The organism is Kitasatospora sp. NPDC096204, assembly GCF_044763205.1.
GTDB lineage: Bacteria > Actinomycetota > Actinomycetes > Streptomycetales > Streptomycetaceae > Kitasatospora.
The window spans coordinates 70,702-87,390 of sequence record NZ_JBIWFT010000018.1; the positions used below are offsets into that span (position 1 = coordinate 70,702).

The following is a 16,689-nucleotide window of genomic DNA, read 5'->3' on the forward strand; positions in this document are numbered from 1 at the left end:
TCAGATCAGGGTGCTCCAGTAGTACCAGAACCGGTTGAGGACCAGCAGCGCGATCACCGCGTACCAGAGCGCCGGGACGACCCAGTGGTAGCGGGCCGCCTCCCGGACGGCCACCCGCAGCCGCGGGCCCACCGGGATCACACCCGAACGCAGGTTGTGCAGCGTGGTGTACCAGAACAGCGGGATCACCGCGGCCCACACCACCATGCAGTACGGGCAGAGCGCGCCGATCCGGTACAGCGCCTGGTACATCAGCCAGGTCACGAAGCCGATCCCGAACACCGTCCCGGCCTGCAGGCCCAGCCAGAACCAGCGCCGGAACGCCGCGCCCGAGAGCAGCCCGGCGCCGACCGCGACGACCACCCCGAAGGCGACCAGCCCGATCAGCGAGTTGGGGAAGCCGAAGGCCTCCGCCTGCTCGCTGCGCATGATCGAACCGCAGCTGACGATCGGGTTGATGTTGCAGTTGGGGACGTACGACGGGTCCTCCAGCAGCCGGATCTTGTCCAGCGTGAGGACCGTCGAGGCGAACAGGCCGACCGCGCCGCCGATCAGCAGCAGCCAGGCGAACGGGCGGCTCGCGCCGTGGACGGGCCGTACGGCGGGGGAGCCGGTCGTCATCCGGTCACCTGCTTGACCATCGCGGTGAACTGCTCGGGGGAGACGGCCTTGCCGTTGTTGAGGACGTCCAGCTTCCTGCCGTCCAGCTTGACGGTCGGGGTGCCGGTCACGTCGCTCTTGTTGAACTCCTCGTTGACCTTCGCCGCCCACGGGGCGTAGGTCCGGTCGGTGACCGCCTTCACGAAGGCGTCGGTCTTCAGACCGGGCACCTGGCCGGCCAGGTCCAGGATGTGGTTGACGTCGCCGAAGGCGTCGCTGCGCTCGTCCGGCTGGTTGGCGTACAGCACGTCGTGGAAGGCCTTGAACTTGTCCACGCCCTCGTTCAGCGCGGCGCCGGCGGCGGCCAGCGCGGTGCGCGAGCCCTTGCCGCCGAGGTTGTTGTCCAGGAACGTCGCCAGGTGGTACTCGACCTTGTAGGTGCCCTCGTCGGCGAGCTGCTGGATCGCCTTGCCGGTGGTCGTCTCCAGCTGCTCGCAGAACGGGCAGCGGAAGTCCTCGTAGACCTCCAGGGTGTGCGGGGCGTCGGCCTTGCCGTAGGTGATCACGGTGCCGCCGGCGCCGCTCGCGTTGGCCGGCACGACCAGCGGGCCGTTCGCGGCGTTCGAACCGGAGCCGGAGGAGCCGCCGACGGCGAAGGCCACGCCCGCCGCCAGGGCGAGCACGGCGGCGGAGGCGCCGCCGACGACCACCCGGCGGCGGATCCGGTCGGAGCGCTCGGCCTGGGCCCGGGCGGCGCGCATGCGGTCGGTGGCGGAGGTCTTCTTGTCGGCCTTGCGGGCGTTGCTCATGGGGTGTCGTCCTGTGCTCTCGGGCGTACGGGGGCACGCGGCCGGTCGGGGACCGCGTGGAGGTACACGGCCGGTCGGGGACCGCGTGGAGGGGAGAGAACAGCCGGCCGAGCGGGCGGAGCGCCGTCGCTCAGGCGGCCAGGGCGAGCACCGGCGGACCGCGCCGGACGGCCGGACGGACGACGACGTCCTCGGCGGGGACCAGCGTGCGGCTGGCCCGGGGGAACGGCACCCGCGCCGGCGGACGGGCCGGCAGCGGGGCGAACAGCAGCCGCAGCCAGCGGGCGGCGGCGGGCAGGTGGCGGTGCAGGAACTCGCCCAGCATCCGGACGGCACCGGCCAGGCAGCACAGCGCGGCGTCCGCGCGGCGCAGCCAGTAGGCGCCGGCCAGCGCGATCACCGTGTGCAGCACCAGCAGGAGCAGCAGCACGCCGGTCTGCGCGGAGGCGCCGTGGCCGAGCAGGAAACCGCCGAGCGAGCCGCCGCCGCACAGCAGCGGCCGCAGGCCGTGCCCGGCACCGGGCGGCAGCGAGGGACAGGTGCTCTGCGCGAGGTCGAACAGCGCGCCGGTGCCCAGCTGCAGCGGCAGGAACACCGCCGCGATCGCCGGGTAGCCGCGCTCACGGCCGGCCAGCGCGAAGGCCACCGCGAAGACACCGGCGAAGGCCGGCAGCATCGGGCCGACCGGCAGCGCGCGGCCGGTCACCAGCACCTGGCCGAGCCCGGCGAGCAGCACGACCAGCGCGGCGAAGACCGCCGCGCGGAGCGTCCTGGTGACCGGGCCGATGTCCATGGGACCCGAGTCTGCCACAGGTTGAAACTGGAACGGTCTGCCGGGTGGCGAGCTGTGAAGAGCCTCACCACCCGTGCTGAGCTGGGCTTATGCGGCGCTTACAGGTGGTGGTCGGGGGCCGGGGCGGGGGCGTCCGACGGTTCCGGGTGGGCCTCGGTGGCGCTCACCCGCGCCTCGACCAGCTCCCGGAAGTGGTCCAGGTCCTCGCGCACCGCGCGCTCGATCGCCCCGGCCTGGGCGAAGCCGCGGGGCCCGCCGAACTCCCGGTGCACCGCCTCCGGGTCGTACTCCACCCTGATCTGCACCCGGGTGTGCCCGGCGTCGAGCGGCAGCAACGCGAAGGTGCCGCGCAGCCGGAGCGCGTCCGTGGTCCGCCAGGACATCACCCGGCCCCGGCCGCGGTCGGTGATCTCGGCGTCGACCGAGCGCTCGGAGCCGTCGATCTCCACCCCGAGGTGTGCGAGGTTCCGGCCGTGCGGGTGGGCGCTGCGGACGCCGTCGACGAACCGGGGGTACTCGTGCACCCGGTGCAGCTGCTCCCAGGCGGCGAGGACGGGGACGGCGATGTCGATCTGTTCCTCAAGGGTGCTCATGGGGGGCCTCCCTCTGTTCCAGCGTGCGCCTCGGGGGTGGGGTGGGCAACGGGGGGTGCTGTGGCTTTGTGGCGCGCGGGTGGGAGCGGGGCGGGGGAGACTGGGCGCATGCCGGAGCTGCCTGAGGTCGAGGCGCTGAGTGCCTTCTTGTCCGAGCGGTTGACCGGGCGGGTGATCGCTCGGGTGCAGCCGGTGGCGATCAGTGCGTTGAAGACGTACGACCCGCCGGTGACGGCGTTGGAGGGGCGGACGGTCGGCGGGGTGAGCAGGCGGGGCAAGTTCCTGGACATCGAGGTGGAGGGGCTGCACCTGGTGGTGCACCTGGCCCGGGCCGGGTGGTTGCGGTGGAAGGACCGGCTGCCCGCCGAGCCGCCGCGGCCGGGGCCGCGCAATCCGTTGGCGTTGCGGGTGCGGCTGGCGGGAGAGGCCGGGGACGGGTTCGAGCTCACCGAGGCCGGGACGAAGAAGGGGCTGGCGGTGTACGTGGTGCGCGATCCCGCGGAGGTGCCGGGGGTGGCCGGGCTCGGGCCGGATCCGCTGGATCCGGGGTTCGGCCTGGCGGACTTCGCCGGGTTGTTGCGCGGCGAGCGGCGGCGGCTCAAGGGGGTGCTGCGGGACCAGCGGGTGCTGGCCGGGGTGGGCAACGCCTACTCGGACGAGGTGTTGCGCGCGGCGCGGATGTCGCCGTACAAGCTCGCCGGGAGCCTGACGGAGGACGAGGTGGCCCGGCTGTACGAGGCGCTCGGGGGGACGTTGCGCGAGGCGGTGGAGCGTTCGCGGGGGCTGGCGGCGGGGGAGCTGAAGGCGGAGAAGAAGCTCGGGCTGCGGGTGCACGGCAGGACCGGCCTGCCCTGCCCGGTGTGCGGGGACACCATCCGTGAGGTGTCGTTCGCGGACTCCTCGCTGCAGTACTGCCCGACCTGTCAGACCGGGGGCAAGCCGTTGGCGGACCGGCGGCTGTCGCGGCTGCTGAAGTGACGCCTCCGTCCGACGGGGCCCGTCGGACGGAGGCGTGCGGGTGGCGTCAGCGCTTGATCGCGACGCCGCCCCAGTAGTACGCGGCCTTCGGGTCCGCCGGGGCCTCGCCGTCCGGGCGCCAGGCCAGCACCGGGGCGACGCCCGGCTCGACCAGCTCCCAGCCGTCGAAGAAGCGGACCACGTCGTCGTAGCCGCGCGGCACCAGGGTCATGCCGCCGGCCCGGGCGGCCTCGGCGACCTTGCCGACGGCCTCCGGGTCGAAGTCCGGGGTGGGGGTGGTCAGTGCGATGCAGCTGCCGACCGGCAGGGCGTCGCGCAGCGCGGCGACCCGGCCCCACGGGTCGTCCTCGTCGGCGATCAGCATCAGCACGGCGATCATCAGCAGGCCGACCGGCTGGGTGAGGTCGAGGGTGGAGGTGAGCGCCGGGTCGGCGAACAGCTCCTCGGGCTTGCGCAGGTCGGCGTGGATGTAGGTGGTGCGGCTGGCCGGGCTGGAGACCATCAGCGCGCGGGCGTGGGCGAGCACGATCGGGTCGTTGTCGACGTAGACCACCCGGGTCCCCGGGCTGACCGCCTCGGCGATCTCGTGGGTGTTCGGCGAGGTCGGGATGCCGGTGCCGAGGTCGAGGAACTGGCGGATGCCGTGCTCCTGGGCGAGGTAGCGCACGGCCCGGCCCTGAAACGCCCGGTTGGCCTTGGCCATCGCCTTGACGCTCGGTACGGCCTGCTCGATGGCCTGCCCCATGGCGCGGTCCGGCGGGAAGTTGGTCTTTCCTCCCAGCCAGTAGTCGTAGACGCGCGCAGAGTGCGGGGCGGTGGTGTCGACACCGAAACGTTCCCACTGGCTGAGCTCGGTCGCGTGGTCGTCCTGCTGGCCCTGGTGGGGGAAGTCCTGACTTGACGTCATGGCCACGTCCTCTGATGGCAGATCATCACACTGGGGAAGGCACAGCGTAGCGGGCCTGGGAGGAGGCGGGGCGTCCGGTCGGGGAAGATCCGTGGAAGAACCCGGGAAACGGGGTGTACGGCCGGTGCCCTTCGGCCGTCGGAGTGGTGATCGGGTCCGTCTGAGTTGCCTCCGGGGAGCGGCGGTGACGGCCGGGGGAAGCATTCACAATGCTGTCAGATCGTCACATTACTTCGCGTAGATTGCTGCTGGTCGCGGCCGGAATGTCCCTCCTGGGGACGGCTGCCGGATGTCGGAGCACCTGGGGTGAGGGGGAGGGCGGCGCCACGGCGGGGGCGACCGACGCCGCCGCGTCCGCTCCGGCGGGGCCCGAGGGGGCGGCGGGCGAGCCGTCCGCCGCGCCGTCGGCCGTGGCCCCGGGTAGCGGGCCGTTCACGGTGACCTCGCCGGTGCCGCCGTCCGGGTCCCCGTCGGCCACCGTGCCCAGTGCGGTGCCGCTGCGCCGGGTGCTCACCGATGCGGAGAGCAAGCCGGTGTACGACCTGGACCCGGAACGGCGGGTGGTGGCGCTCACCATCGACGACGGCCCGGACCCCCGCCACACCCCGGCCGTGCTGGCGCTGTTCGAGCAGTACGGGGTCAGGGCGACCTTCTTCCTGATCGGCGAGAACGCCGTCGAGCATCCCGCCCTGGTGCGGGAGATCGCGGACCGCGGCCACCACATCGCCAACCACACCTGGACCCACCCGGACCTGCGGCACCTCCCGGAGGGCAAGGTGCGGGACGAGCTGGAGCGCACCTCGGACCTGCTGCAACGGACCGCCGGCCGGCAGCCCACCTGGTTCCGCGCTCCGGGCGGGGACTGGTCCCCGACCTCGGTCAAGGTGGCCGCCGAACTCGGGATGCGGAACATGGCCTGGTCGGTGGACCCACGGGACTGGGCGCGGCCCGGGACCTCGGCGATCATCGACCGGGTGCTCAAGAACGTCCGGCCCGGGTCGATCGTGCTCAACCACGACGGCGGCGGGGACCGGTCACAGACGGTGGCGGCGCTGAAGGCGTACCTGCCGGTGCTCGTCGACTCCGGGTACCAGTTCACGGCCCCGCCGAACTGAGTGGGATTTCCGGTGGCTTTCGAATGAAGGCGGGTAGCGGTTTCAACCTCTGAATCACTCGAATAGGTGGATTAGAAGAAGCGTTTCTGCGGATTTTGGGCCTCTAGGGTGATCTCGCATCACTAACCGGGTACCGCCGAGTACCACCTGAAAGGCCCTCACCCATGCGTCTCCGCAACGCCGTGCTCGCCGCCGCCAGCGCCATCGCCCTCGTCCTCGCCGTTCCGTTCGCCGCCAATGCCGCGACGGGCGACTTCCTCTACAAGGTCGGCCCCGGAGTCGTCACCGGCCTGGCCGACCCGAAGAGCGGCGAGTGCATCGACCTGCCCTGGATGACCGAGGACGACCCGGGCTTCGCGCCGGAGAACCTCACCAGGTCCACGGCCACGGTCTTCCTGGCCGCCGAATGCGCGGGTGACGTCTTCTACGCCATGAACCCCGGCAAGAAGCTCGGCGACCGACTGAAGCTGCGCTCCGTCGTCTTCTCCTGAGCGAAGGGGGACGGGGGAAGGGCGAAGGGGAGGAGCGAGGGGGTGGGGGTGCGGGGGCGCGGGGTGGCCCGGACCGGACGGACGGCGTAGGTTCGAACTGTCCGGCCCGGTCGCCGGCGCCTCGCCGTGCCCGTACGTCCTGCCGTCGTCGCGCGGCCCGCTGAGCCCGTGGTCGGGCGCCGCAGCCTGGGCAGAGCGAAGGAGGGCCTGGGATGACCGGCAACGGCTACGCGCACCCCGAGGCGTTGGTCAACACCGAATGGCTGGCCCACCACCTGGACGACGGGACGATCCGGGTCGTCGAGGTGGACGAGGACACCGAGGCCTACGACCGGGACCACATCCCCGGGGCGGTCGGCTGGAACTGGACCACCGATCTGCACAGCCGGGTCGGCCGGGACTACATCGACCGCGACGGCGTCCAGCACCTGCTGCGGGCGGCCGGGGTCGAGGACGACACCACCGTGGTGCTCTACGGCGGCAACAACAACTGGTTCGCCGCCTACGCCTACTGGCTGCTGCGGCTGCGCGGCTACGGGCCGGTGCGGCTGCTGGACGGCGGGCGCAAGAAGTGGGAGCTGGAGGGGCGGGAGCTCACCCACGAGGTGATGGACTACCAGCACAGCGGCTACCGGCTCGACGGGCCCGAGCGGCCTGAGCTGCGGGCACTGCGGGACGAGGTCCTGGCGAAGGCCGAGGTGTTCGCCAAGCCCGGCGCGGACGCGGTGCTGGTGGACGTCCGCTCGCCCGCCGAGTTCCGGGGCGAGCTGATCGCGCCGCCGCACCTGCCGCAGGAGCAGGCGCAGGTGCCCGGGCACATTCCGGGCGCGGTCAACATCCCGTGGTCGCAGGCGGCCAACGACGACGGGTCGTTCCGCTCGGCGGAGGAGCTACGGGCGCTGTACGGGGGGAAGGGCGTGGAGTCGGAGCGCGAGGTGATCGCGTACTGCCGGATCGGCGAGCGGTCCGCGCACACCTGGTTCGCGCTCACGGAGCTGCTCGGCTACCCGCACGTCAAGAACTACGACGGCTCGTGGACGGAGTACGGCTCGCTGGTGCGGGCGCCGGTGGTGCTCGGGGCGTGAGGGGGCGGCAGGTGTGAGGGGCAGGCAGTGGCGGCGGGTGTGAGGGGCGGGCGGGGGTGAGGCGGGGTGACGGCTTCGCCGCGGTGCTGCGAAGGGGTCATTTCGGCGCGCTTCTTTTCATGAACATCTCACAAGTAGGGAGTGGGCGAGGGGCCGACGGGACAAGGATCGATCCGACCCAATCGTTCCGGTGATCCCTGGAGGACCCCGTGCGCAAGAGGCTGATCGTCTCCGCTGCCAGTGCCCTGAGCCTGTTCCTGGCCGTCCCCGCCTCGGCTGCCGACTTCCAACCCGGCGCGGCCGGGGTCGGCGACTCGTACTACCCCACCTACGGCAACGGCGGGTACCGCGTCTCGCACTACGACATCCGGCTGAAGTACCAGCCCGCCACGGACGAGCTGGAGGGCACCACGACCATCCTCGCCACGGCGACCCAGAACCTCTCCCGGTTCAACCTCGACTTCGCGCTGAACGTCTCCGAGGTCCGGGTCAACGGCCGGCCCGCGAGCTTCACCACCAGCGGGGAGCAGGAACTGGAGATCACTCCCGCCCGGCCGCTCGCCAAGGGCAGCCAGGCCACCGTGGTGGTGCGGTACAAGGGCGTGCCGTCCACCGTGAAGAGGTACGGCTTCACCAGCTGGCACCGCACCCCGGACGGCGGGATCGCGGCCAACGAGCCCGAGGCGGCCTGGTGGTGGTTCCCCAGCAACGACCACCCGAGCGACAAGGCCACCTACGACGTCTCCGTGCTGGTGCCGGACGGCACCCAGGCGATCAGCAACGGCGTGCTGACCGGCACCACCTCCCAGGCCGGCTGGACCCGCTACAGCTGGCGGGAGAACAAGCCGCAGGCGACGTACCTGGCCACGCTGGCGATCGGCAAGTTCGACGTCACCCGGGACACCACGCCGAGCGGGCTGCCGGTCTACAACGCGTACAGCAAGGACCTGGGCGAGAACGCGGATGCCGCCCGGGCCAGCGTGGAGCGCACCGGCGAGCTGGTGGACTGGCTGAGCGGCTACTTCGGCGAGTACCCGTTCAGCTCGGTCGGCGGCTACGTCCCCAACGTCCCGACCGGCTACGCCCTGGAGACCCAGACCCGGATCTTCTACAGCCCCCGGCAGTTCGCGAAGGGCTCCAACACCTCGCTGGTCGTGCACGAGTTGGCCCACCAGTGGTACGGCGACAGCGTCTCGCTCTCGCGCTGGAGCGACATCTGGTTGAACGAGGGCTTCGCCCGCTACGCCCAGTTCCTCTGGTCGGAGCACGAGAACGAGGGCACCGCACAGGAGTTGGCCGACTACGTCTACGCCTCGCACCCGGCCGACGACCCGTTCTGGAGCATCAAGCCGGGCGACCCGGGCCCGGACGAGCAGTTCGCGAGCGCCGTGTACGAGCGTGGCGCTGTCGCCGTCCAGGCGCTGCGGAACGCGGTCGGGGACGAGAAGTTCTTCCGGATCCTGAAGGGTTGGCCCACCGAGCGCCGTTACGGCAACGCCACGATCCCGGAGTTCCAGGCGTACGCGGAGAAGGTGTCGGGCCAGAAGCTCGGCGACGTGCTGAACACCTGGCTGTTCACCGCCGGCAAGCCGGCCGTCGGTCCGGTGCCGCCTGGCGCCGTGGCCGTAGCCTCGCCGGCGCCGGGCGCGGGCAAGGCACAGGCGCAGCTGCCGGCGGAACCGAAGTCCTGGAAGAAGATCCAGGAGACCAATTCGGTCCACGAAGCGCACAACTGACGATGTATCGGCTTCGAGTGGCGTGACGGCTTCGCGGCATTGCCGCGAAGCCGTCATTTCGGCGTGTTTCTTTTCATGAAGGTCTCACGATCGGGGAGTGGGAGCGGGACCTCCGGGACAAGGATCGGTTCAACCCAATCATTCCGGTGATTTCTGGAGGACCCCGTGCGCAAGAGGTTGATCGTCTCCGCTGCCAGTGCGCTGAGCCTGTTCCTTGCCGTGCCCGCCTCGGCTGCCGACTTCCAACCCGGCGCGGACGGCGTCGGGGACCCGTACTACCCGACCCTCGGCAACGGCGGGTACGACGTCTCGCACTACGACATCCGGTTGAAGTACCAGCCCGCCACGGACGAGTTGGAGGGCACCACGACCATCCTCGCCACGGCGACCCAGGACCTCTCCCGGTTCAACCTCGACTTCACGCTGAACGTCTCCGAGGTCCGGGTCAACGGCCGGCCGGCGACCTTCGCCGCCACCGGTGATCAGGAGTTGGAGGTCACCCCCGCCCGGCCGATCGCCAAGGGCAGCCAGGCCACCGTGGTGGTGCGCTACAAGGACGTGCCGTCCACCGTGAAGAAGTACGGCGGCTACACCGCCTGGCGCCGCACGCCCGACGGCGCGGTCGCGTCCGGCGAGCCGGTGTCGGCCGGGTGGTGGTTCCCGAGCAACGACCACCCGAGCGACAAGGCGACCTTCGACGTCTCGGTGCAGGTGCCGAACGGCACCCAGGTGATCAGCAACGGCGTGCTGGCCGGCACCACCTCCCAGGCGGGGTGGACCCGGTACAGCTGGCGGGAGAACAAGCCGCAGGCGACGTACCTGGCGACACTCGCGATCGGCAAGTTCGACATCACCCAGGACACCACGCCGAGCGGGCTGCCGGTCTACAACGCCTACAGCAAGGACCTGGGCGACAACGCCGCCGCGGCCCGGGCGAGCGTGGAGCGCACCGGCGAGCTGGTGGACTGGCTGAGCGGCTACTTCGGCGAGTACCCGTTCAGCTCGGCCGGCGGCTACGTCGCCAACATCCGGTCCAGCGGCGCCCTGGAGACCCAGACCCGGGTCTCCTACGGCCCGGGGCTGTTCGCGAAGGGCTCCAACACCTCGGTGGTCGTGCACGAGTTGGCCCACCAGTGGTACGGCGACAGCGTCTCGCTCTCCCGCTGGAGCGACATCTGGTTGAACGAGGGCTTCGCCGAGTACTCGCAGTTCCTCTGGTCGGAGCACGAGAACGAGGGCACCGCACAGGAACTGGCCGACTACATCTACGCCTCGCGCCCCGCCGACGACCCGTTCTGGACCGTCAAGCCGGGCGACCCGGGTGAGGAGAACCAGTTCTCCGGCGCGGTGTACTACCGCGGTGCGGTGGCGATCCAGGCGCTGCGCAACGCCGTCGGGGACGAGAAGTTCTTCCGGATCCTGAAGGGTTGGCCCACCGAGCGCCGTTACGGCAACGCCACGATCCCGGAGTTCCAGGCGTACGCGGAGAAGGTGTCGGGCCAGAAGCTCGGCGATCTGCTGAACACCTGGCTGTTCACCCCGAGCAAGCCGGCCGTAGGGCCGGTGGCGCCTGGCGCCGCGGCCGTTGCCTCGCCGGCGCCGGGCGCGGAGGCGGGCGCGGGCAAGGCGCAGGCGCAGCTGCCGGCGGAACCGAAGTCCTGGAAGAAGATCCAGGACGCCAGCTCGGTGCACGAAGACCGTCACTGACGGCATGTGGGAACGAGTCGGCGGTTCCGCGCGTACGGCGGGGACCGCCGGCTCGGCCTAGGCCGCTCCGGTGCCGCCCGCCGCCAGCAGTTCGGTCAGGCGGCGGACGGCGAAGGGTATGAGGTCGCGGACCGGGATCAACCGGCAGGGCGCGTCGCCGACCAGCACCTCCCGGATTCCCGCCCGCTCTTCGAACTCCCGGCCCACGACCGGGAAGTGGGTGCCGTTGTCGTCCGCGACGTCCGGCGCCTCGATCCAGACCCGCTCGCCCTGGATCGCCATCGGGAAGCGGCGGAGCTTGAGCCGGCGGTTGGGGGCGAAGGTCTCGGCGTAGTGCAGGAAGGTGTTGCGGTTGTGGCCGACGCCGACCAGCAGCACGTACCCGCCGAGGTCGTGCAGCGCGCCGAACGGCGACTCCCGACCGACGGCGAAGCCGAGCGAGCGCCGGGCGGTGACCTCCTTGGCGTGCGCGCCGACGGCGGCGACCGAGACCTGGGGGTGGCTGCTGCGGAGGCTCTCCGGCAGGGCGCGCAGCGCCTCCGCCACCGCGCCCGTGGTGGCGGGCAGCCCGGGGTGGAAGAGCGGGACGGCGGCGCGGAGTTCGGCGACCCCGGGGCCGGGCGGGCCGCTGTGCCCGGGGGCCGGGTCACGGACGGTGTCCGAGGTGAAGGTGGGCGCGGCGACGGTGCCGCCGGGCCCGACCGCCTCGCGCAGGCTGGCCACCACGGCCGCCGCGCCGCCCTCGACCCGGCCGAGGCTGGAGAGCGAGGAGTGCACGATCAGCGCCATGCCCGTACGGACGCCCACCCGGTGCCAGCCCTCCACGAGGTCGGCGGTGGTGAGCGGGCCGGTGCCCGGTGTGGTCATGGTGCCCCCTGGTGACGGTGGTGCTGTTGGTGCTGGGATCGTTCGAGGCCGACCATAGCGCGTGGCACTGACAACCGGTCAGGACGGTCTCGGGTCAGGCGTGGGCGGCGGGCCCGGGGGCGGCCGCGGGCGCGGTCTCGGATGCGGTCTCGGATGCGGCCTCGGTGAGGATCAACTCCTCGACGCCGTAGAGGAACCGCTCCATCGCGGAGCGCGGGAGCACCGACGGGTCCGCCGTCATGGCCAGGCTCAGCGCGTTCGCGGTCTGCCGGGCGTCCAGGGCGTAGGTCAGGCCGGGGCGGGGTTCGAACTCCACCGGCCAGCTGAGGGTGGTCCGGTCCCCGCCGGGGTCGGCGGTGGCGGGCAGCAGCTCCCTGGTGTCGTTGAACACGCAGGAGCGGTCGGCGAGTCGGACGCCCTCGGCGGTCAGCCGGTCGATCTCGGCCGCCAACGCCGGCTTGTCGTAGTACGCGTGGCGGTAGGTGCCGATCGCCGCGGCGTGGGTGCGGCGCACGACCTCGCCGAACTCGGCGGTGGCGTCCGGGAGGTGGAACAGTCCGTCGCCCGCGACCACGCTCACGGCGTTGGCCAGTTCGGGCAGGAAGCGGTTGTCGACCACGACGTTCAGCACGGCCTCGGTGGAGCCGGCGAGCCGGGCGGTCATCGTGGCCGTCGCGGCGAGCAGCACCGAGCCCGTGCTGACCCGGTGCCTGGCCGCCACCCGTTCGACGGCCCGGGGCAGGGCGGGGGAGCGGAGCACCGCGTTCGGGAACCGGCCGGGTCGCGCGGCGGCCGGCGGGAAGAGCCGGGCCGGGCCCAGCCGGAGCTTGCGCACGAACTGCGTGCGGGCTCCCACGTCGCGTCGCAGGCCCCGCTCGGAGGTCTGGAACTCGGCCTCCTCCAGCGGTTGCCGGGCGGGTGGGCGCAGTTCGGCCAGCTCCTCGGGGGAGCTGCCGCGGCAGAGCGCGGACAGGTCGGCGACGAGCCGGCCCATCCCGGAGCCGTCCACCGCGGTGTGCGAGAGCACCAGACTGACGTGCCGGACCAGCCCGCCCGCCGTCACCGCGCCGATCCGGAGCGGCCACTGGGTGGCGGTGTCGAAGGACTGCGCGGCCAGTTCCTCGTGCAGCCGGGCGCCGAGCTCGGCCGGCTCCTCGTGGTCCTCGTGGTCCTCGTGCTCCTCGGCGGATTGCAGGTGGACGTCCAAGAGGCCTTCACCGTCCACGACTTGGCGGAGGCAGCCGGTCTCGTCGGGGAGCAGTCGGGTGTGCAGTGAGTCGTGCAGGTGCAGCAGCTGCTCCAGCGCGGTGAGCAGAACGGGCAGGGGCAGCCCCGGGTCCAGCGGCGCCTCGGTGGCGATGTTGTAGCGCGGCGCGTCGGCCGGCGGCAGCTGTCGTACGGCGTCCCAGATGGCCCGTTGGCCCCAGGTGGCAGGTCCGGACCCGGTCCGTCCGGACGAGAAGGCGATCTGAAGCAGTTGGCGAGTGGTCAACGGTCGGCTCTCCGTGGTGCGGTGGTCGTTGCGTCGTACCGGTGCGTTGGGAGCGCGGGTGCTGCTGGGGAGAGTGTGGCGCACCGGCCGCCTCGCGTCGAGGGCCGGATGGTGTGCCTCACCGCCGGTCGCCGGTTTTGGGAACGAGTGTTCTTGACTGGTTGTTCCCGATCGGCGTACCGTCCGGGGCATGGGACGTCCGAGGAGTTTCGACGAGGCCGAGGTGGTCCGCCGGGCCGCCGACCTGTTCGCCGCCCGGGCCTATGACGCCATCTCGGTCGACGACCTGGTCAGCGGCCTCGGTGTGCACCGCCACAGCCTCTACCGCACCTTCGGCAGCAAGCGCGGGCTCTACCTGGCCGCGCTGGGCTGGTCGTCGGAGCACCGGATCGCCGCGCTGGCCGCCCGGATCGCCGAGACCGGGGTCGGGGCCGAGGCCGGGGCCGAGACCGGGGACCCGTACGAGCTGCTGAGCGGCCCGCTGCGGGACGAGGACCTCGGGCCGGGGCTGGACCTGCTGCTGCTCGCGCTGGTCGAACGGGCGCCGCAGGACCGGGAGGTGGCCCGCATCGTGGCCGAGTCGTTCGCGCTGCTGGACGGGGCGCTCGGCCGGGCGCTGGGGGCCGGCGGCGGCCAGGGGCGGGCGGCGACGGGCGTCGCCGCCGCGCTGCTCGGTCTGCGGGCGCTCGACCAGGCCGTCCGGCCCGCCGTCGACGCCCCGGCGGCGGGTGCGGCGCTGCTGCGGGGGCTGGACCGCCGCTGAGCGGCGGGCCCGTCGGGTGCCCGGATGTCGGGTGTCCGGGTGGTAGGGCGTCCGTTGACGTACCACCGGAGAGGTTTCACCGAGGAGAAGGAGTCGGCAGATGGCGCAGGTCGGAATCGACGGCGACAGCCTGGTCGTGGAGATCGAGGGCCTGGACAAGCTCTGGGCGTTGAAGAGTCGGCTGGTGATCCCGCTGGCCAATGTGCGCGGCGCGACGGCGGATCCGGGGATCGCCAAGGAGCCCAAGGGGATCAAGGCTCCCGGGACGTACCTCCCGGACGTCATCACGGCCGGCACCTTCCACCGTGACGGCGAGCGGGTGTTCTGGGACGTGCACGACGCGAGCCGGATCGTGGTGATCGAGCTCGCCGACGAGAAGTACGCCCGGTTGGTGGTCCAGGTGGCGGATCCGCAGGCGACGGTGGCGCTGATCGAGTCCGCCGTGCCGTCGAGGTGATCGGGGCGGGCCTCCCCGCCCGTCGCCGCACCGGTGGCGCTCGGCCCTGTGAGGGGTCGGGCGCCACTGGCGTTCCCGGGGTTCCACAAGTCTCTTGATGTGAAGTATCTTGATGTCGAGATTGATGCCGGGAATGATGTCGAGTGCGACGGGGGACCGCCATGCGGGGGAACGGACTGATAGCGCAGCTGCGGCGGCCGCCGGGCGGGCGGGACGCGCGGATCATGCTGCTGGCGCAGTGCGTCGACCGGACCGGCACGGGGGTGTGGGCGGCGGCCTCGGTGCTCTACTTCACCTACGTGTGCGGGATGGACGCGCGGCAGCTGGGACTGCTGCTCGGGGTGGGCGCGGTGGCGGGGATCGCCGGGTCCCCGCTGGCCGGGCGGGCGGCCGAGCGGGTGCCGGTGCGCCTGCTGCTGATCGGCTGCCACCTGCTGCGGCTGGGCGCGATGGCGCTGCTGCTGGTGGTCGACGACTTCGCCGCGCTATTGCCCGTGGTGGCCCTGATCTGCCTGGCCGAGCGGGCCGCCAAGACGCTCGAGATGCTGTTCGCGACCCGGGTCGCGGGCGAGCGGCGGGCCACCTACCAGGCGCTGTTCCGCAGCGTGGCCAACGCGGGGTACGCACTCGGGGCCGGCGTCGCGGCGATCGGGCTGGCGGTGGGGACCACGTCCGCCTACCGGGTGCTGATCCTGGCCAACGGGCTCTCCTACGTACTGGCCGCCCTGCTGGTCTGGCGCACCCGGGAGCCGTCCGGGCGCGGCCTGGTCGCGGCGAAGGCAGGGGACGAGCCCGGGGACGGGCCCGGCGGGGCACCGGCCGCCCCGCCGAGCCCCTGGCGCGACCGCGGCTACCTGCGGTTCGTCCTGCTGGACATGCCGCTGAGCCTGGACGACTCGATCCTCAACGTCGGGCTGCCGCTCTGGCTGGTCCACCACACCGGCGCGCCGCACGTCGTCGTCCCGGTCTTCCTGGCGCTCAACACGGTGCTCGTGGTGCTGCTGCAACTGCGGGTCTCGGCCTGGGCGGAGGGGCCGCTCGGGGCGGCCGCGGCGGTGCGCTGGTACGGGGTGACGGTGCTGGGCGGCTGCCTGCTGATCGTGCTCGCCACCGGCGCCGGCCCGGTCCTGGCCTCGGTCGCGCTGCTGGCCGCGGCGATCCTGGTCACCCTGGCGGAACTGCTGCGCTCGGTCAGCTCCTGGGAACTGGCGGTCGTGCTGGCCCCGCCGGGCGCCCGGGCCTCGTACCTGGGGGTCGCCGGGATGTCCCAGTCGGTGCAGAAGTCGGTCGGTCCGCTGCTGCTCACCGGTGTGGTGATGGCCGCCGGGCCGGTCGGCTGGCTCGGGCTCGGCGCGGCGACCGTCGGCCTCGGCGCTCTCCAACGCCGGTACAGCCTGCGGCGGTTGACGACGCTGGCCGGGGTGGCCGGGGTGGCCGAGGGCGCGGGGGATGGCGGAGCGGGTGCCGGCGGCGCGGCGGCCGGCGGGGCGGAGGCCGAGCCGGTGCGGTCGCCCAAGGCCTCGGTGGGTTGAACCGGCCCTCGGGCCGTTCGGCGGGCGGCGCGCCCTCGTACCGGTGAGGCTGCCCGGGTCGGCCCGGAGCACGGTGATACGTGTGCGGACCACGTGTCGACTCGACGGAGGACCACATGGCCGCCAACGGCTGGACGGATGAGCTGCTCGACCGGATGCGCGGCACCGGCGACCCGATCCGGGGGCGCCGCCATCGCCGAGACCTACGAGCCGGCGCGGCGGAACAGGTGCGGCAGTCACTGCTCGGCTTCGGCCGGAACAGCGATGCCGTCCCCGAGGGGCTGCCGCCCAAGCTCCAGCGGCACTTCACGGAAACCGCGGCCCTGCCCGCCTGGGCGGACCGGAAGCAGATGGTGCGCGGCCACGAACTGCTCGGCCGCTAGCAGCCGTTGATCGCCTCGATCCTGCTCCGCGGCTCGCTCCCGCTCTGCTGCACCTGCGGCAATGGAGCCGAGGTGCTGGCCCGCTCCCAGCGCCTCACCTCCGGGGTGTACCGGCGGCTGGCGGAGACCTCGCAGTTCGTCGTCGACGTGCTCGACGAGGACGGCCTGGGGCCGACCGGCCACGGACTCCGCTCGGCCCGGAAGATCCGCCTGCTGCACGCCACCATGCGCCACCATGCGCCACCACGTGTCCCAGCTGGGCGACGAGGGGCGGCGCCGGGAGTGGCAGGTGCCCGCCGGTCCGACCGACTCGCTGCCCTGAGCGTCCGTGGCATCGAACCCTGATGATCCACAACCGCATCGTCCGACGGGAGAGGTGGT

At 72.4% G+C, this 16,689-nt stretch carries 18 protein-coding genes; 11 read left to right on the plus strand and 7 right to left on the minus strand.

Annotation, left to right across the window (positions count from 1 at the left end):
* The 4 genes from ACIQ87_RS21055 to ACIQ87_RS21070 form a co-directional block, all read right to left on the minus strand.
* Positions 1-621, minus strand: coding sequence for a vitamin K epoxide reductase family protein (locus tag ACIQ87_RS21055; RefSeq protein ID WP_402408809.1), 621 nt, complete (start codon positions 619-621; stop codon positions 1-3).
* A complete protein-coding gene (locus tag ACIQ87_RS21060; RefSeq protein ID WP_402408812.1) occupies positions 618-1,409 on the minus strand; it encodes a DsbA family protein in 792 nt (263 codons plus the stop codon). Before ACIQ87_RS21060 ends, ACIQ87_RS21055 begins: the two co-directional genes overlap by 4 nt.
* A gap of 130 nt (positions 1,410-1,539) precedes the next feature.
* Positions 1,540-2,202 (minus strand): hypothetical protein, encoded by a 663-nt coding sequence (locus tag ACIQ87_RS21065; protein WP_402408815.1) that lies wholly within the window; start codon positions 2,200-2,202, stop codon positions 1,540-1,542.
* A gap of 98 nt (positions 2,203-2,300) precedes the next feature.
* The gene (locus ACIQ87_RS21070; protein ID WP_402408818.1) at positions 2,301-2,795 is read right to left on the minus strand and encodes an SRPBCC family protein; all 495 of its coding nucleotides are present in this window, start codon (positions 2,793-2,795) and stop codon (positions 2,301-2,303) included.
* A 108-nt stretch (positions 2,796-2,903) separates the two neighbouring features.
* Here ACIQ87_RS21070 and ACIQ87_RS21075 point away from each other — a divergent pair, with 108 nt between their 5' ends.
* Complete coding sequence (locus tag ACIQ87_RS21075; protein WP_402408820.1) at positions 2,904-3,773, plus strand: Fpg/Nei family DNA glycosylase; 870 nt, start codon at positions 2,904-2,906, stop codon at positions 3,771-3,773.
* A 46-nt stretch (positions 3,774-3,819) separates the two neighbouring features.
* Here ACIQ87_RS21075 and ACIQ87_RS21080 read toward each other — a convergent pair whose 3' ends face one another.
* Positions 3,820-4,680 (minus strand): SAM-dependent methyltransferase, encoded by an 861-nt coding sequence (locus ACIQ87_RS21080; RefSeq protein WP_402408823.1) that lies wholly within the window; start codon positions 4,678-4,680, stop codon positions 3,820-3,822.
* Between the two features lie 479 nt (positions 4,681-5,159).
* Here ACIQ87_RS21080 and ACIQ87_RS21085 point away from each other — a divergent pair, with 479 nt between their 5' ends.
* From ACIQ87_RS21085 to ACIQ87_RS21105, 5 genes are all read left to right on the plus strand, one after another.
* The gene (locus ACIQ87_RS21085) at positions 5,160-5,795 is read left to right on the plus strand and encodes a polysaccharide deacetylase family protein (RefSeq protein ID WP_402408826.1); all 636 of its coding nucleotides are present in this window, start codon (positions 5,160-5,162) and stop codon (positions 5,793-5,795) included.
* Between the two features lie 164 nt (positions 5,796-5,959).
* Positions 5,960-6,286, plus strand: coding sequence for a hypothetical protein (locus tag ACIQ87_RS21090; RefSeq protein ID WP_402408828.1), 327 nt, complete (start codon positions 5,960-5,962; stop codon positions 6,284-6,286).
* 212 nt (positions 6,287-6,498) lie between these two features.
* Positions 6,499-7,371, plus strand: coding sequence for a sulfurtransferase (locus ACIQ87_RS21095; protein ID WP_402408831.1), 873 nt, complete (start codon positions 6,499-6,501; stop codon positions 7,369-7,371).
* 209 nt (positions 7,372-7,580) lie between these two features.
* Positions 7,581-9,107: a M1 family aminopeptidase gene (locus ACIQ87_RS21100; protein WP_402408835.1), complete on the plus strand. Its 1,527-nt coding sequence runs from the start codon at positions 7,581-7,583 to the stop codon at positions 9,105-9,107.
* Between the two features lie 165 nt (positions 9,108-9,272).
* Positions 9,273-10,814 carry a M1 family metallopeptidase gene (locus tag ACIQ87_RS21105; protein WP_402408838.1) on the plus strand — a complete coding sequence of 514 codons (1,542 nt, stop codon included), beginning with the start codon at positions 9,273-9,275 and terminating at the stop codon, positions 10,812-10,814.
* 57 nt (positions 10,815-10,871) lie between these two features.
* Here the strand turns inward: ACIQ87_RS21105 and ACIQ87_RS21110 are convergent, their stop codons facing one another.
* Both ACIQ87_RS21110 and ACIQ87_RS21115 read right to left on the minus strand, forming a co-directional pair.
* Complete coding sequence (locus tag ACIQ87_RS21110) at positions 10,872-11,681, minus strand: aminoglycoside N(3)-acetyltransferase (RefSeq protein ID WP_402408841.1); 810 nt, start codon at positions 11,679-11,681, stop codon at positions 10,872-10,874.
* Positions 11,682-11,775: 94 nt separating this feature from the next.
* Positions 11,776-13,173, minus strand: coding sequence for a condensation domain-containing protein (locus ACIQ87_RS21115; protein ID WP_402408843.1), 1,398 nt, complete (start codon positions 13,171-13,173; stop codon positions 11,776-11,778).
* A gap of 190 nt (positions 13,174-13,363) precedes the next feature.
* Here ACIQ87_RS21115 and ACIQ87_RS21120 point away from each other — a divergent pair, with 190 nt between their 5' ends.
* The 5 genes from ACIQ87_RS21120 to ACIQ87_RS21140 all read left to right on the plus strand — a co-directional run bounded on the left by ACIQ87_RS21120 (position 13,364) and on the right by ACIQ87_RS21140 (position 16,653).
* Complete coding sequence (locus ACIQ87_RS21120) at positions 13,364-13,936, plus strand: helix-turn-helix domain-containing protein (protein ID WP_402408845.1); 573 nt, start codon at positions 13,364-13,366, stop codon at positions 13,934-13,936.
* A 100-nt stretch (positions 13,937-14,036) separates the two neighbouring features.
* Positions 14,037-14,393 (plus strand): hypothetical protein, encoded by a 357-nt coding sequence (locus ACIQ87_RS21125; protein WP_402408848.1) that lies wholly within the window; start codon positions 14,037-14,039, stop codon positions 14,391-14,393.
* 161 nt (positions 14,394-14,554) lie between these two features.
* Complete coding sequence (locus tag ACIQ87_RS21130) at positions 14,555-15,925, plus strand: MFS transporter (RefSeq protein ID WP_402408851.1); 1,371 nt, start codon at positions 14,555-14,557, stop codon at positions 15,923-15,925.
* Between the two features lie 116 nt (positions 15,926-16,041).
* A complete protein-coding gene (locus ACIQ87_RS21135) occupies positions 16,042-16,308 on the plus strand; it encodes a hypothetical protein (protein ID WP_402408853.1) in 267 nt (88 codons plus the stop codon).
* A 6-nt stretch (positions 16,309-16,314) separates the two neighbouring features.
* Entirely contained in the window at positions 16,315-16,653 is a 339-nt protein-coding gene (locus ACIQ87_RS21140; RefSeq protein ID WP_402408855.1) for a hypothetical protein, read from the plus strand.
* Positions 16,654-16,689 lie beyond the last annotated feature (36 nt).

Excerpts from the sequence above, each read along its gene's own strand:
- ACIQ87_RS21055 (WP_402408809.1), bottom strand. The coding sequence starts at position 621 with ATGACGACCGGCTCCCCCGCCGTACGGCCCGTCCACGGCGCGAGCCGC.
- ACIQ87_RS21060 (WP_402408812.1), bottom strand. The coding sequence starts at position 1,409 with ATGAGCAACGCCCGCAAGGCCGACAAGAAGACCTCCGCCACCGACCGC.
- ACIQ87_RS21070 (WP_402408818.1), bottom strand. The coding sequence starts at position 2,795 with ATGAGCACCCTTGAGGAACAGATCGACATCGCCGTCCCCGTCCTCGCC.
- ACIQ87_RS21095 (WP_402408831.1), top strand. The coding sequence starts at position 6,499 with ATGACCGGCAACGGCTACGCGCACCCCGAGGCGTTGGTCAACACCGAA.
- ACIQ87_RS21080 (WP_402408823.1), bottom strand. The coding sequence starts at position 4,680 with ATGACGTCAAGTCAGGACTTCCCCCACCAGGGCCAGCAGGACGACCAC.
- ACIQ87_RS21120 (WP_402408845.1), top strand. The coding sequence starts at position 13,364 with ATGGGACGTCCGAGGAGTTTCGACGAGGCCGAGGTGGTCCGCCGGGCC.
- ACIQ87_RS21125 (WP_402408848.1), top strand. The coding sequence starts at position 14,037 with ATGGCGCAGGTCGGAATCGACGGCGACAGCCTGGTCGTGGAGATCGAG.
- ACIQ87_RS21065 (WP_402408815.1), bottom strand. The coding sequence starts at position 2,202 with ATGGACATCGGCCCGGTCACCAGGACGCTCCGCGCGGCGGTCTTCGCC.
- ACIQ87_RS21090 (WP_402408828.1), top strand. The coding sequence starts at position 5,960 with ATGCGTCTCCGCAACGCCGTGCTCGCCGCCGCCAGCGCCATCGCCCTC.
- ACIQ87_RS21110 (WP_402408841.1), bottom strand. The coding sequence starts at position 11,681 with ATGACCACACCGGGCACCGGCCCGCTCACCACCGCCGACCTCGTGGAG.
- ACIQ87_RS21075 (WP_402408820.1), top strand. The coding sequence starts at position 2,904 with ATGCCGGAGCTGCCTGAGGTCGAGGCGCTGAGTGCCTTCTTGTCCGAG.
- ACIQ87_RS21135 (WP_402408853.1), top strand. The coding sequence starts at position 16,042 with ATGGCCGCCAACGGCTGGACGGATGAGCTGCTCGACCGGATGCGCGGC.
- ACIQ87_RS21130 (WP_402408851.1), top strand. The coding sequence starts at position 14,555 with ATGCGGGGGAACGGACTGATAGCGCAGCTGCGGCGGCCGCCGGGCGGG.